The organism is Campylobacter troglodytis, assembly GCF_006864425.1.
Lineage (GTDB): Bacteria > Campylobacterota > Campylobacteria > Campylobacterales > Campylobacteraceae > Campylobacter_D > Campylobacter_D troglodytis.
Genome location: NZ_QHLI01000062.1, coordinates 1 through 14,810, shown reverse-complemented (window position 1 = coordinate 14,810; position 14,810 = coordinate 1). Strand labels below are relative to the sequence as shown.

Here is a 14,810-nt window from a genome sequence, read left to right as displayed (position 1 = left end):
CATTCCAAATACAGACGTTTTCTTGCCAGCCCCACGCCCACGCTTTCCACGAACTCTTTTAGCTCCAAAATAACTCTCACCCTCTTCGATTTCACCGCTGAGATTTTTTCGCACTCTTTGGCTATCAAAAGCTTGCTGCACTATTCTATTAACACAAGGGCGTGAAACCTTGCATAAAATGGCAATTTTGCTCACACAAATGTCAGCACAAAAACACTCTAAAATCTGCCTAAATTTTCGCTCCGAAATGTAGGGCAAAAATATATACTTGTTTAACATCGATTTTACCAATCTTTCAGCCGTAATTATATCAGCTAAAAGTATCAATCGCCAAATTAAATATCAAAAATATAAAAAACTTTTAAACTAAAATATCCTACTTTACCTAAATCGGCAATTTTTCTTAAAACTTTAGAATTTTGGCTCAATTAAACTTAACAGAATTTTCTCTTATCAATTTTAATAAATTTTGATGAGAATTTTATCTTAAATTTTTAGTGTATATTTAATTCTATTTCCTTTAAGTGAAGGACAAAGTTTTCTCTTTTAGCTCTTAAATTTAGCTAAACGAAACTTTACAAAGCCCATTCTACTTACAGTTGCGAGTGTGTAACACGAAGCAAAAAAGTTCACAATTTCGTTTATGTGGTTTCGTCCCTTTGCAAACTCGTTTTTGTTGTGCTTTACTCTGTAATGTGCCTTTGCCCCTTCTACTACGCAGTTACAAGATGAAACGAAGTAAAAAATCAACCAAACCATCAAGGCCTTCCAGCTATCACTATAAATTTCATACTCGTTAAGCTCTGAAAAGTCTCTTATGATAGTTCATAGCTCTTTGGCAAAGCAAGTGTTTGAGTGTATAAACGCTAGCCTAGCGTTTTAACAAGCCTTCTGCTTACAGTTACAAGAGGCTTAACGAAGTAAAAAACACTTCAACATTTCTCTCACATTTAACGAAATTTAAAAACAAATTTTTGTTTTTCATAGGTGCTAACTTAAAAACCCTTTGGTTTAAGTTTAATTAAGCTAAATATATTTAACCTTTAAATTTAAACATAAACAAACTAAAAAGAAAATCCCACCTTGCCTAAGATATTAAAGCTATACTCATCCTTGCTTAACTCATTATCAAGCCCCAAAGAAAAAAATCCTCTGCCAAATTTGTTGCTTAAATTCACGCCAAATCTTAGTTTATCCTTAGCAAGGGCCTTTTGCTGTGTGAATTTATAATTGGCAAAGTCCTTAAAGCTAGCCTCATTTCTTAGCTCATCTTCACTTAAAAGCCTTTCATACACTGAGTATAAATTCAAATCAGCACTGTCAAAGTTTTTTAAAAAATTATATCTAAGATTAAAGCCAGCATTTGCTGATAGGCTGTTTATATAGCCTTGATCATAGCTTTTTGCAAAAAGTTGCCCATCTTCTTTGAAGGCATCTTGATAAGCTAGTTTGTAGCTAAGATAAGCAAGTGGGGTAAGCACAAAAGCACTTTGTGCCAAATTTGTATCAAGCATAGATCTTAGCTCATAATCTTGTGCGAAGCCAAGCTGAATGCTAGCAAAGATATTTTGATATGTCCCTTTTAGCCTTGTATTTGTTGGATAAATTTGCCTTTCAAGCTCATTTTGACTAAATCCTAAATGAAGACCCAAAATAAATTGCAAATAATCACTCAAAGAACTTGCCGAAACTAACCCAGCACTTAAGATCTTAGATCTCAAAGTAGAATACTCAAAAGAACTACTAAGATCATCATAGCCAAGATAGCCAGCTAGATTTGCATTAGGAACTGTTTTTTTAGCCCTTAACTTTGCACCAAAGCCCCAAAAGCTTTCATCCTTTGATACCCCATAATGATAATTTGGACTAAGAGCAAAATTCTCATCATCGCCTTCATAAAGATGAAGTAGGGTTTTTAGGGCATTTTTATCTTGCAAGGAAAATATTTTTGAGCTATGTTTAAGATAGCCATCAGAATCAAGGCTTTTTAAAGAGTTTTCATAATCAGTTGATCCTACTTGGGTGGTGTTTAAAAAATTATTAAAAAAGGCTCTATACTCAGTAGGTGTAGAGGGTTCATTTAGCAAAGAGGCTATGCTTCTTAAAGCAGCAGCTAGGCTTAAATTTGCCGATAAAATATTTCCATAAGCATCGGGACGTCCTATGATTTGTAGGGTAAATCTATCAGCCATCAAGGTATAATCAAGCACATTTGAGGGCAAAACACTAACATCTGTAAAATTATTTAAAACATCTTTAAGCTCTTGTTTTAAATCAATGACTATGGTTTGAGGGGTGGTTGAAAACTGTGCTTCAAGGGGTCTATATTGAAGCTCGCCACTTTCTATTGTGTAAGAGTTTGCTTCAAGCTTTGAGTTTCCAAGTGAATTAAAGCTTAGTTGTAAGATGCCACTGTTTTTTTGAGTATAAGTTCCTGTAACACTTAATAAGCCCAAGCCTCTTTCGCCAATGGATACTGTGCCACCTTCATTGATTAAGTCTTTAGCTATTGACGCGCTTTGTGTTGGGGTGGATACTTGTGTTGTTGCGCCTAAGATATTAAGTTTTGCGTTTTGCTCAACAAAAACATTTCCAGCTATGCTCCCACCTGTATCATCAGCTCTTTTTTCAAGCCTTAATTCCCCATTTCTAATGATAGTAGCACCCTCGTAAGTATTTGCCCCTCTAAAAGTAAGTGTGGCACTTCCTTCTTTGATAAAACCAGCATTTAAACCTTGCAAGCTTGTGGGTAAATTTAAAGCCGTGTTTAAATGCAAGGTATCGTCCCATTTCTTTTGGCTTATATCGTTTTCAAAGATGGCATCAGAGCTGACATTGAGAGTATAAAAGGCTTCTTTAACCCCGTCTTTTTCTTGTGCATCAGCATCGCTTAAACGGTTAATGTCTATTTCACCTAGACCCTTAATGGCTTTAAAGGCATCGGCTATGCCTTGACCAAAAAGATCTTCTTTTCTAACTTGCATAGTGCCTTGTATGGTGGCATTTGGATTTTGTATATTATCTCTATTATTCCAAATATGCTCATCAAGGGCTATTTGCTGCCCTCCCACAATAATGGCTTGATTTGCATAAAGGGCTCTTAAATCATCTCTTATCTCAGCTTCTGTTGGAATTTGTGTGTCTATATAGACGATTAAATAGCTAAAATTATTTTGTGTGTTATCGGTTTGAACCTGCTTTACAGTCATCTTTGGAGCTTCATAGTCTCTATTTGCCGTGCTTAAAAGCACATCAGCGATTTGTTTTCCATTTAAAAAGGGAAATTGTTGAGAGACTAAGGCGGCTATGCCACTAATGGCAGGTGCTGCCATAGAAGTGCCTTGTTTAGAAGTATAGCCACTAGCAGTGCTTGAATCAACAGAGTTTATATCCACCCCAGCAGCCACCAAGGAAAAGTTTTCAGCCCCTATAAAGCCATTGCTAAAATCAGCTATGCCCCGCCCTGAAACCACCAAAATGCCATCGTTTCTTCTTTCAATATGATTTGAATCCAAAGCCCCCACAGCAAGCCAAGAACGCAAACTCTCATCATATCTAGGAGCTACAGCTTGAATATTAGGTGATAAAATGCCTTCATTGCCCGCAGCAAAGATACTTAAAACCTGCTTTTGAGTAGCAAGTTCGTAAAGTCCGCTACTAAAATCACTAGCCCTTAGAGTGCCTGAAACTGACTGTGGAGTAAAGCTAGTATCTATTTGTAAGTTAGGATTTATCCTTAAATTCACAGCAGGATAGGTGTTTGATCCCCAGCTATTGTTTATAATCTTAATTTCATTGATAGGATTAAAAAAATCAAAACTGCTAGGAATTTGAAGCCCACTTCCTATGCCTCCCATTCCATAAAATTTAGCCTCATTGGCTATGCCATAAGAGCTATTATTTGTTCTATTAGCCACTGCTATACCAGCTACATGGCTTCCGTGAGCATCGGTAGTAAAATTTGGAGTGTAGCCTTGCGGGTACTCTACACCTAAGAGCTGTCCTGTGAGGGCTTGATGATTTTCATTGAAGGCATTATCTATTATGCCTATTTCAACCCCTGCACCTGTTATGTTTTGACCGCGAGCCTCGCGTATATTATGTAGCTCAAAGGGAGTAAGGGCTAAAAGATTAGATACAAATAAAATGTGTAAAATAAACCTAGACATCTGATCCTTAATCATTTAATTTAAATTCAAACACAGCAGCTAAAAAATAGCACTGTGAATTTTATGGCTTTTTTGTGCTTTTACAAAGGCTCTTTTTCAAAAAAGTATTGATTTAATAGCACATTTGTCATTATAAGCTTGTGCTAAGAATTCACTAATTTAGAAAGAAATGCCCTAAATTTACGGTTTCTTCGCCCGTAGGCTCACAAATGACACATTAACACCTTTTTGAAAAAGAGCTCTTGTAAAAACACAAAGCTTTTTTATAGCCACAACAGCCTTTTGTAAATTTTAACACCGAAGTTTAAATTTTAATGTATTTTACAAACTTAAATTGTCTTTTAATGCTGAATTTGATCTTTGAAAATTCAGCAAAAAGTATTCCAAGGCTAAATTCTTTTTGTAAGGATATAAAATAATGAGAAACTCGTTACGGTGTTTTTTGTAAGCTTGATAGATTTAGCAAAGCTGTTCTTTGCTTTGAGTGTTTTTAAGATAGGGTGTATATTTTCATTCAGCTTTTCACTCAGCACTTTTTTGAAATAGTGGCTAAATGCCCTTTAAGTCTTTTGCGTTCTAAAAATGGCAAGTTCTATTCCTGTGCCCTTATCATTTTCCCTAAAAACATACTGCAAATCCTCGCTTGGATACATAATCTGCCTTGCTTGTTTAGCCTTTATAGGAAATTTGCTAGCTAACAAAAGGGGCAATTCCTTTCCCAAAAAAGCCTTAAATGATATGTCCATTCCATGCCCTTTGACATCTTTGATGAGCTTTCCATCCACATCCTTTTCACTCATCATATAAAGCTTATTATCAAAGCCTAATTCCTTTAAAAGTCTGTGAAATTCTGCCTTTTGCTGTGAGGGGGCTATTTCTAGATCGCTTTGCGCGTGATAGGATATGATTTTAGGTTTATTGTAAGTTGACATTATTTTAAGATGCTCCTCATCAAGCAAGGCTCTTATCCTTTCGTGTGCTTTGGAGAAGTAATTTGGCGAGTTTTTATTGCTAGTAAAATGCGTCTTGCTAGAACAAGCTATGATTAAATGCTCTATTCTTCTATCAAAAAGCTCAGCCAAATTCTCATAATCAAGCTCCTTGCCAAAGCCTGTATAGCTCATAGAAGCTCTTACATAGCCTGAATTTTCAAGCACAGCATCCACAAGCCAGGGCATAATCTTAGCCGATAAAAGAGCAAGATAGGCACCGTGAGATGAGCCTGAAAGTATGGTTTTATAGTCTTTGTGAAGCTTAAATGGAAGATTATTTTTTATGTGATATAAGGCATTTATGATGTCAATTGCTTGCATAATGCCAAAGTTTTGATACTCCTTTTTGCTTGGCTGCATAGTGGCTGTAAAGCAAAATATGCTTTCTTGCTTCAAAGAGCCTATTTTTTTAAGCTTAGCAATTTCGCTGCTTATGTGAGAAAACAAAAAGAGCATTTCGTTTTCATCTAGGTCTCTATTTGGAAAAAAGTCCTGGGGTATGTTGATATTTAAGGTTGAACAAGTTTGAGATATGATTAATCTATCAATGGAATCAAGATAAAATTTAGCTCCCATCTGAGGTCTATTTCCTATGCAGTGGTAATTTACCCTAATCATAGCCACTTCAAATTCTTTCACTACAAACTCAGCCAAGGATTCTAAAATGCTTTCATTCATCTCCATCCCACAGCCTGGAAAGAAGAAAAACAAGGCTTTCATTTCCTTTTCATCATCAAAACTAGCCTTAAATTCAAGCTTTGACTCTCTTTTAATACCTAGTTCTATGTCGTTTGTGGAGCTGATCTCATAGCTTTTACTTTGAAACATTTGCCCTACCTTTTTAAATTTAAAGTAAATTATACTCAAATTTCTCTTAAATTAACACAAATATATATCGGCTCTTTTTTATCAATATTTAGCTTATTTTATACAAGGGGGCTAAGTTTTGTCGCATTAAGCTTTGTGGGTTATTAAAAGAATTGGCGATTGATACTTTTAGTTGATATAATTACGGCTGAAAGCTTGGTAAAATCGATGTTAGTATATATTTTTGCCCTACATTTGAAAGCGGAAATTTTAGCAATTTTGGAGTGTTTTTGTTCTGACATTTGCGTAAGCAAAATCGCTGTTTTGTGCAAGGTTTCTCGCCCTTGCGTGAATAGGATAGTGCAGCAAGCTTTTGATAGCCAAAGAGTGCGAAAAAATCAGCAAGATGAGTGGTTGAAGTTGATGAGAGTTATTTCGGAGCAAAAAGGGTGCGTGGCAAGCGTGGATGTGGAGCTGGTCGCAAAACACCTGTGTTTGGAATGCTAAAACGCTAGGCTAGCGTTTATACACTCAAACACTTGCTCTGCCAAAGAGTTGCAGTCCATAATAAAGGAATTTTCAGAGCTTGAAGAAAGTGAAATTTACAGCGATGGATTAAAATCCTACGGTGCCTTGGTGGATTTTTTGCTTCGTTTCGTCTTGCAACTTTGCAAGAAGGAGCAAAGGCTCATTATAGGGTAAAGCACTCTAAAAATGAGTTTGCAAATGGACGAAATCACATTAACGAAATTGTGAATTTCTGGGGCTATGCAAAGGCTAGATTAGGGGGTTTCACGGCATTAAAAAGGAATTTTTCACGCATTTGAAAGAGAGTGAATTTAGATACAATGTCAAGGTTAAAAACGAAAATTTGTATAAAATTTTGTTAAAATGGCTTAGGAAAAATCCTAGGTCATTTTAGCTAAAAGTATCAATCGCCAAAGAATTTATCTAAGATGCTTTTCTTAGAAAGATTTTAAGCTCTTTATCACATACAAACAAGGCTTGGCACTTTTTATAAAAAGCCATTTTTTGTTTAAAAGCTCTAAGCTTCAAATATGTGGCTAAATTTAAAACATAAAGCTTGAAATTCAAACAAATCATCTTTTCATCTTTTTTTAAATGTCTATGTGTGAATTTAAAGAGCTTAAAGTTCCTTACATAATTTTAAGCCCATTTTTAATATAAATTTGAAGTATATCAAGGGCTGCTGGGGTTATGCCACTAATTAAACTTGCATTATAAAGCGTTGCAGGGCGAGCCTTTTCAAGCTTTTCAACCACTTCATTACTAAGCCCTGAAATGCCCTTGAAGTTGAATTTTTCAGGGATTTTAAGCTCTTTTAAGCCCTTCATCTTTTCGATTTGCTCTTTTTGCTGGGCTATGTAGTGATGATACTTCGCATTTGCAAGGATTTGAGAAAGCACATACTCATCTAAATCCTTAAATTTCTCGTTTAGCAAGGCTAGTTTTGAGGCTGTAAAGCTAGGGCGAGCGACTATTTTTTGCAAGGACACAGAGGTGCTGATTTTTTCCTCATTTAGGCTTTCTAAAAAGGCATTATTGGCTGAATTTGGTGTGAATTGAGTAGTAAGCAAAAACTCTAAACCCTCATTTATAGCCTTTTTTGCCCCCTCAATCAACTCAAATTCAGCCCTTTCAAGTAAGCCAAACTCATAGCCATATTTGCCAAGCCTTAAAATCGCACTTTCCTCGCTTAAAAGCAAGCGGTATTCAGCCCTTGAGGTAAACATCCTGTAAGGTTCTTTCGTGCCTTTTGTAACCAAATCATCTATCATCACGCCTATGTAAGCCTCGCTTCTTTCAAGCACGAAGGCAGGCTTTTTATCTATGGCTAAGACAGCATTCACAGCAGCCATAAAGCCCTGAGCTGCTGCTTCCTCATAGCCTGTGGTGCCATTTATTTGCCCTGCGCAGTATAAATTTGGCACTTTTTTACACTCTAAGCTGTGTTTAAGCTCGGTTGGCTCGATATAATCATACTCGATAGCATAGCCAAAACGCGTGATTTTCGCCTCTTCAAAGCCTTTTATGCTATGTAGGGCTTGTAGCTGCACCTCATAAGGTAAGGATGTAGAAAAGCCGTTTATGTAGTATTCGCTAGCCTCGCGGGTTTGAGGCTCTATGAAAAGATGATGGCTTTCTTTGTCCTTAAATCTATGAATTTTATCCTCAATTGAGGGGCAATACCTAGGTCCCACGCTTGAAATTTGCCCTGTAAAAAGGGGTGCTTGATAGAAATTTGCCCTAATTAGCTCGTGGGTTTTTTCATTTGTCCTTGCTATGAAGCAAGGAAGCTGATTTGGGGCGAAATTTTTGGTGCGAAAGCTAAAAGGCTTTGGGCTTTCATCCCCATCTTGCCTTTCTAATGCCTTAAAATCAATGCTTCTAGCCGCTACTCTAGGACAAGTTCCTGTTTTAAGCCTGCCTATGCTTAAATTCAAGGCTCTTAAAGAGCTTGCTAATTCGTAAGATGGCATTTCACCGACCCTGCCAGCTTTTATTTGCTGTTTGCCTATGTGTATAAGCCCACTTAAAAAGGTGCCTGTGGTTAAGATGAGCTTTTTACAGAGGTATTCATTGCCTAAATTCGTGCGAACGCCTACCAACTCGCCATCTTTTAGCGCAAACTCACTTGCTTGCTCTTGAGATATATCCAAATTTTCAAGCCCCAAAAGCAAGGTCCTAGCGGTGATTTTATAGCTATCCATATCAATTTGAGCGCGAGAACCTCTAACCGCAACGCCCTTGCTTTCATTTAAGATGCGAAATTGAAGCCCTGCCTTATCCGTGATAAGCCCCATAAGTCCGCCCATAGCGTCAAGTTCTTTTACCAAATGCCCCTTGGCTAAGCCCCCGATTGCAGGGTTACAAGAAGCAGCACCGATTTGCTCGATTAAGGTCGTTAAAAGTAGGGTTTTCTTGCCCATTCTAGCAGCAACTCCGCAAGCTTCAATGCCACCGTGTCCGCCGCCGATTACGATAATATCATACTCATTTGTCATCATAAAAAATTATCCTCTTTAAGCCCATCTTTGAGCGAATTTTGTGGGAGTTTGAAAAAATCGCAAGACGGCAGATTGCATTGCCTAGCCCTGACGCAATTTTTTCTGCACAACCCACAAACTCATCTTTAATACTTCGCCAAAACTTTGTAAATTATTTTTTTAATTTAAGGCTGAATTTTTGCCAAATAAAAGCAAAATTATACTAAAATTCACACAAAATTCGGTGTAATTTAGGAAAAATTCAAGGCTTTTAAATGCTGTGAATTTAAATGTGAATTTTTTTTAAAAAAGTGAGAATAAATTCAGATGTGAATTTTTTTCAAAAAGGAGCGAAAAATTTGTGCGTGAATTTTTTTAAAAATTCACAAGAATTCAAGCAAAAATTCACAAAAAAATGAGTGAAAAATTCAAGCAAAAGCCAAAATTAAGGAAAGCTAATGTTTAACGGACTTATAAGAGAATTAGCCACAGTGCAAGGCTATGCAAACAACATTTTAAGCCTAAGAGCAAGCTATAAGCCAAATTTGGGCGATAGCATAGCGGTAAATGGGGCTTGTTTGACTGTGACACAAGTTTTTGCAAACGGCTTTGCTGTGGAGCTTTCAAAGGAAACTCGCTTGAAAATTGCCACGCAAAATTTAAAAGGCAGGGTGCATATAGAAGCTGCACTTCGCTATGGAGATAGGATAGAGGGGCATTTGCTGCAAGGACATATAGACGGGGTTGGCGAAATTACAAGCATTAAAAAAAGCGAAAATGGGACGGATTTTTTCATTAAAATCCCTTTGAATTTAAAGCCTTTTATGGCTTCAAAGGGCAGTGTGGGCGTAGATGGCATAAGCCTTACCATAAATGAGGTGCTTGAAAGCACGATTCGCCTTACCCTCATACCCTTAACTATGCGTGAGAGCTTATTTGGCAGCTACAAGGTGGGTCGCAGGGTCAATATAGAAAGCGATTTGCTTGCTCGCTACACGGCTAGCATACTTGAAAATAGGGCTTTTTTAGGCTTAAATTCAGCACAAAACGACCTTGAAACAAGCCTACAAGGAACAAATTCAAGTAAAAATTCAAAGAGGGAGCTTTCGTGGCAGGACATAGAGCGAATTTCTTATCTTTATTAGACAATGAAAAATGCACAGCCTTTTGTGCTTTTGAGGCTGATTTTATGAGCTTTCGTGGGCAAATTATCAATGAAAATATCTTTGAAAAAGGCTTTATTAAAAAAGCTATTTTTATGAATCAAATTCATTCAAATTTGGTTGAGCTTTATGAGCCGCAAAAGGCAAAATATGAATGCGATGGGCTAATAACGAGCGAAAAGGGCGTTGCGCTGTGCGTTTTAAGTGCTGACTGTTTGCCCCTGCTTTTGTGGCATAAAAAGGGCTTCATAGCAGCCCTTCACTCAGGCAGAAAGGGCTGTTTTGAAAATATCCTTGAAAAAGCGGTTTTAGCGATAAAAAAGCGTGATAGTAGCCTTAAAAATGATGATTTTACGCTTTTAATAGCCCCAAGCATTTGTCAAAAAAACTATGCTTTAAGTGGGGAAATTCTAGCCCTTGCAAAAGAGAAATTTAATGACTTTGTAAATGACAACAGACTTGATTTAAAGGGGCTTGTTAGGCATCAAGCCTTAAATTTAGGCATTAAAGATATAAGAGACTGCGGAATTTGTAGCTTTGATGATGAGAGGTTTTTTTCATACAGACGCGGGGATTTGGAAAAAAGATTTGTAAGCGTGATAGCTTTGAAGGGCTGAATTTAAATTCTTTATAAAAAAGCGTAGATTTTACACTTAATTTGTCATTCTGAGCCTTAAAGGCGAAGAATCTCATTTTCTGAAAAAATTTTATTTTATAAGGAAGCTATGCTTTGAGATCTTTGTGTTATATTTAAAAGCCTTGATTGATAGACAGTCTAACACAAAATTCAAATTTCATAGCCTTAAAAAGCTGAATTTAAAGGGCTTTTAAGGCTTTGTGTTAAACTGTGATGTCATTTTAAATTTCTATTAAAACAAAAAGGATAGCTATGCAAAAGGATTTAAGGGTTTTGCAAATCATTCAAAAGGCAAGGGAATTTAACGAGGGCGATTTGCTTAATGAGGAGCTGGTTCAAAGCCTCATAAAGAGTGAAATTCAAGCACTTAGCGATCTTGAAAGGGAGAAAATTTCAAGCCTTTTAAATTCTTTGGTTGAAAGCAAACAAAAGGCTACTTTAAGTTAGAGCCTTTAAAACAGCTAAGCTTAATAAAATTCAAGCTTTAAAATTCTTTTAGAGGGCTTATTTTAGATATTTTAAGAATTTTTCACAAAGATGTTTTTGTAATTTTGTGCTAATTTTAATTTTATGATTTTGCTTTTAAAGCCTTAAAGTTAAGGCTTTGATCTTTAATGACAGTTTTAAAACACGCAGTTTAAAGGTTTTAGAATTTAGACTAAGATTAAAGAAGGCAGATCCTGTGAATTTATGTAAAAAATTTGCAAAATTTGCTGGATTTTAGTAAAATATTGCAATAAAAACTTATAAGCTTTTGGAACGGTTTTTGCTTTATTTACTCAAAAAAAGGGGGTTATGATGCTTGTGCCATTTAAGTCAAAAGAGTTGGTAGAGGGTGCCTTAGCAGGAAGGCATCTTAGAAATCAAATGATAAGTTCTAATCTTGCCAATGTAGATACCCCATTTTACAAGGCAAGAGACATTGAATTTGAAACCGCTCTTGTAAATAGAGCAAATGAGATCTTTAAATTAAAAGATGACAAAGAATTAAAGCTTGCAAAGACACAAGGTGCTCATCAGGATCCTTGGAAATTCCCAGATCCTAAAAAGCCTAGCATTTATTTAAGGGATGGGCATTTGGCGAGAAATGATGCAAATACTGTGGATTTGGATGTTGAAACCACAGAAATGAGTAAGAATGTAGCTATGGTAAGTGCTTTAGAAGGCGTTCTTAGAAAGCAAGGAAGCATCTTTTCTAGCGTGGTAGAAACAAGCACAAGGCTTAATTAAGGAGTAAGATATGGCTTATTTGAGTGATTTTGACATTAGTGGGTATGGATTAAGCGCACAAAGATTTAGGCTTAATATTATAAGCTCAAACATAGCAAACGCAAACACAACAAGAACAGCTGAGGGAGGACCTTATAGAAGACGAGAGGTGATCTTTAAGGCTACTGATTTTAGCGAGGTGCTAAATAAAAAGATAAAAAAAGATAGCAATCTCTTAGAATATGAAAACCCTTTAAACGATCCAAGCTCACCCAAAACAGCCCATCCTAGCATAATGAGTGTTGTGGTGCATAAGGTGGTTAGAGACGATAGAGAATTTAGGCTTAAATACGAACCAGGCCATCCTGATGCAAATGAAGAGGGCTATGTGTCTTATCCAAATATAAACCCTGTCATTGAAATGGCCGATTTAATAGAAGCAACAAGGGCTTATCAAGCAAATGTGGCTGCCTTCAACAGCACCAAAACCCTAGCACAAAGTGCTATAGAACTACTTAGGAGTTAGTTATGAACGAGATAAATAAAATAACACAAACAACAAGCTCACAAAATCAAAAAACAAGTAATAACACAAACATAGGCGATGAATTTGCAAGGCTTTTGAAAAATTCAATAGAAGAACAAAACATCACCCAACAACAAGCAGAAGCAGCTATGACAGATATAGCAACAGGAGAGGTAAAGGATCTTCACCAAGCAGCCATTGCTATAAATAAGGCTGATATGAGTATGAAATTTATGCTTGAGGTGCGAAACAAGGCAATTAATGCTTATAAAGAGATCACAAGAACTCAAATTTAATGCTTGAACAAAATAAAAACAGAGTCTCAAAGGTAGCCTTTGCCTTTATAATGACCTTGTTGTTTATGATCTTGTTTTTAAGCTCAACCTTTTTTTTAACCTCCAAAAGAAATCTTCCAAACACAGAAAAAGAACAGTTTAACATAGCCCTAAGAGGTAGCGTTATCACCAAGGATAACTTCACAGTTGCATCCTCAAAAGAAATTTACAGAGCTGAAATTGATCTAAGAAGCCTAGATAATAATAAGCTTGATCTTTTTTTAAAGCTTTTTCAAATTTATAGTGGCTCAAATGATGAGGTGATGAGTTCGATCAAAAAAAGATTAGAGCTTAAAAATCCTAAAACTTATAATTTTGTCCTCTTGCAAAACATAGACTCAAGACAGGCAAGCTATCTTAAAGAACTATCCAAAAAGCTCTATGTGCAAGGCTTTTTCAAGGCTTTTACAAATAGTAACAACAAGGTCGAAACAAGAGGGCTAAACATCATAGAGCACAAAGAAGATCGAAGATATATGAGTAAGGACGCACTAACTCCCATCATAGGCTATACAAATACTATCTTAGATGAAGAGGACGGCGTGCTTAAAAACTTCGGTGTAAAGGGCATTGAGAAGTATTATGATGAGTGTTTGAAAGCCTTGCAAGATGAAAAGGTTCAAGGGCTAAAAGACATAGGAGGAAACATAGTTTTAAGCCTAGATTCAGTTCAGCAAAAAAAGATCAATGGCTGCGATCTATACATTAATATCTCCTTAAAGCTACAAAAAAGCCTAGAAAAGATCATAGATCAAAAAAATGAGGATTTAAAGGCAAATGAGATTATAATAGGCATTATGGAAAGTAGCACAGGAAAAATACTGTCTCTTGCTAGCTCAAGAAGATACGATCCAAGCAATAGAGGCAAGGATCTTTCTGTGCTAAATGCAAGTGCCATTGAGTATAGCTACGAGGCTGGTTCTGTGATCAAGCCCTTTGTCTTTACAACAGCTCTAAGACTTGATAAGCTTAAAATCGATGAAAAGATAAACACCTACAACGGCTCTTACAAACTAGGGCAATTTACCATACAAGATGATCACAAGGCAGCATTTATGAGTCCTGAGGAGGTGCTAGCCTTTTCCTCAAACATAGGAATGATACAAATTGCCAAGAGGCTTAGTAATTTTGAGATAGTAGCTGGGCTTAGGATCTTTCATTTTGGAGAAAAAAGCGGCATAGATCTGCCCTATGAGCAAAGAGGGGAATTGCCAAATCCTCAAAGATTAAAAGATATAGAAAAATCTGTTCTAAGCTATGGCTATGGGCTAAAAACCACCTTCATACAGCTACTAGCAGGTTATAATGTCTTTAACAACGAGGGCTTTTATATAGCTCCTAAGATTGTAGACCGTTTTTATCAAAATGGCAAAATTCAACAAACCCCAGAAGCTCTTAAAGAAAAAATTCTCTCAAAAAGTGCAAACGAGCTACTAAGAAGGATCCTCATCTCCACAGTAGAAAAGGGCACAGGTCGCAAGGCTTACACAAAGGGGCTTGTGGTGGGTGGCAAGACAGGAACAGCAAGGATAGCTCAAAAGGGAGGCTACACAGGAAACCGCTACAATGCAAGCTTTTTTGGCTTTGCAAGTGATGATAAAACAGGCTATACCATAGGGGTTTTGGTTAGAAATCCAACCAAGGCTTATAGCTACTACGCTGCACAAAGTGCCTTGCCTCTTTTTAAGGATGCGGTTGATCTTTTGGTAAAAGAAGGCTTTTTAGAACCAAATTTAGCTTATTGAATTTGGCTTTTAAAAGTATAAATACTTTAGGCTCAAGATACTCTAATAGGATTTTCCCTTATCAACTTTAATAAAATTTGATAAAGATGTTGTCCTAAATTTTTCGTATTAATCTTGTTTCTTTGAAGTGAAGCACAAAATTTTTTGGCTCAAGACAACTTAAGCGGATTTTCTCTTATAACTTCATTAAATTTAGCAAGTATAAATTTTGCAAACTTT

Annotated in this window: 12 protein-coding genes and 4 pseudogenes; 10 read left to right on the top strand and 6 right to left on the bottom strand. The window is 36.4% G+C overall.

All coding sequences use genetic code 11. The annotated features are described in order from the left end of the window. From DMC01_RS10610 to DMC01_RS10595, 4 genes and pseudogenes are all read right to left on the bottom strand, one after another. Positions 1-291: pseudogene (locus tag DMC01_RS10610) on the bottom strand (IS1595 family transposase); the annotation flags it as partial. A 190-nt stretch (positions 292-481) separates the two neighbouring features. Next, a pseudogene (locus DMC01_RS15360) lies at positions 482-822 on the bottom strand (hypothetical protein); the annotation flags it as partial. 242 nt (positions 823-1,064) lie between these two features. Then, on the bottom strand, positions 1,065-4,169 hold the full coding sequence (locus tag DMC01_RS10600) for a S8 family serine peptidase (RefSeq protein ID WP_185908871.1): 3,105 nt from the start codon (positions 4,167-4,169) through the stop codon (positions 1,065-1,067). Between the two features lie 560 nt (positions 4,170-4,729). Continuing rightward, positions 4,730-5,989 carry a DUF2920 family protein gene (locus DMC01_RS10595; RefSeq protein WP_142694191.1) on the bottom strand — a complete coding sequence of 420 codons (1,260 nt, stop codon included), beginning with the start codon at positions 5,987-5,989 and terminating at the stop codon, positions 4,730-4,732. 389 nt (positions 5,990-6,378) lie between these two features. On the opposite strand from DMC01_RS10595, the pseudogene DMC01_RS16805 reads away from it, so the two are divergent. The 3 genes and pseudogenes from DMC01_RS16805 to DMC01_RS16200 form a co-directional block, all read left to right on the top strand. Further along, positions 6,379-6,482 (top strand): annotated as a pseudogene (locus tag DMC01_RS16805) (IS1595 family transposase); the annotation flags it as partial. A gap of 41 nt (positions 6,483-6,523) precedes the next feature. Further along, on the top strand, positions 6,524-6,670 hold the full coding sequence (locus DMC01_RS16205) for a hypothetical protein (protein ID WP_221887153.1): 147 nt from the start codon (positions 6,524-6,526) through the stop codon (positions 6,668-6,670). Continuing rightward, positions 6,637-6,795, top strand: a complete 159-nt coding sequence (locus tag DMC01_RS16200) for a hypothetical protein (RefSeq protein ID WP_221887152.1) — start codon at positions 6,637-6,639, stop codon at positions 6,793-6,795. The genes DMC01_RS16205 and DMC01_RS16200 overlap by 34 nt, the downstream gene beginning before the upstream one ends. A gap of 330 nt (positions 6,796-7,125) precedes the next feature. Here DMC01_RS16200 and mnmG read toward each other — a convergent pair whose 3' ends face one another. Continuing rightward, on the bottom strand, positions 7,126-8,994 hold the full coding sequence (gene mnmG / locus DMC01_RS10585) for a tRNA uridine-5-carboxymethylaminomethyl(34) synthesis enzyme MnmG (protein WP_142694193.1): 1,869 nt from the start codon (positions 8,992-8,994) through the stop codon (positions 7,126-7,128). Positions 8,995-9,434: 440 nt separating this feature from the next. Between mnmG and ribE the strand changes: the two genes are divergently transcribed. The 7 genes from ribE (at position 9,435) to DMC01_RS10550 (ending at position 14,591) form a co-directional block, all read left to right on the top strand. Further along, positions 9,435-10,121, top strand: coding sequence for a riboflavin synthase (gene ribE, locus DMC01_RS10580; protein ID WP_142694190.1), 687 nt, complete (start codon positions 9,435-9,437; stop codon positions 10,119-10,121). Next, on the top strand, positions 10,085-10,756 hold the full coding sequence (locus DMC01_RS10575) for a purine nucleoside phosphorylase YfiH/LACC1 family protein (RefSeq protein WP_142694189.1): 672 nt from the start codon (positions 10,085-10,087) through the stop codon (positions 10,754-10,756). Before ribE ends, DMC01_RS10575 begins: the two co-directional genes overlap by 37 nt. 266 nt (positions 10,757-11,022) lie before the next feature. Next, positions 11,023-11,223 (top strand): hypothetical protein, encoded by a 201-nt coding sequence (locus tag DMC01_RS10570; RefSeq protein ID WP_142694188.1) that lies wholly within the window; start codon positions 11,023-11,025, stop codon positions 11,221-11,223. Positions 11,224-11,574: 351 nt separating this feature from the next. Continuing rightward, on the top strand, positions 11,575-12,006 hold the full coding sequence (gene flgB, locus DMC01_RS10565) for a flagellar basal body rod protein FlgB (RefSeq protein WP_142694187.1): 432 nt from the start codon (positions 11,575-11,577) through the stop codon (positions 12,004-12,006). Between the two features lie 10 nt (positions 12,007-12,016). Beyond that, positions 12,017-12,511 carry a flagellar basal body rod protein FlgC gene (gene flgC / locus DMC01_RS10560; RefSeq protein WP_142694186.1) on the top strand — a complete coding sequence of 165 codons (495 nt, stop codon included), beginning with the start codon at positions 12,017-12,019 and terminating at the stop codon, positions 12,509-12,511. A gap of 2 nt (positions 12,512-12,513) precedes the next feature. Further along, entirely contained in the window at positions 12,514-12,807 is a 294-nt protein-coding gene (gene fliE, locus DMC01_RS10555) for a flagellar hook-basal body complex protein FliE (RefSeq protein WP_142694185.1), read from the top strand. Continuing rightward, positions 12,807-14,591, top strand: coding sequence for a peptidoglycan D,D-transpeptidase FtsI family protein (locus tag DMC01_RS10550; RefSeq protein ID WP_142694184.1), 1,785 nt, complete (start codon positions 12,807-12,809; stop codon positions 14,589-14,591). The genes fliE and DMC01_RS10550 overlap by 1 nt, the downstream gene beginning before the upstream one ends. 32 nt (positions 14,592-14,623) lie before the next feature. Here the strand turns inward: DMC01_RS10550 and DMC01_RS16800 are convergent. Beyond that, positions 14,624-14,733, bottom strand: a pseudogene (locus DMC01_RS16800) (IS1595 family transposase); the annotation flags it as partial. Positions 14,734-14,810 lie beyond the last annotated feature (77 nt).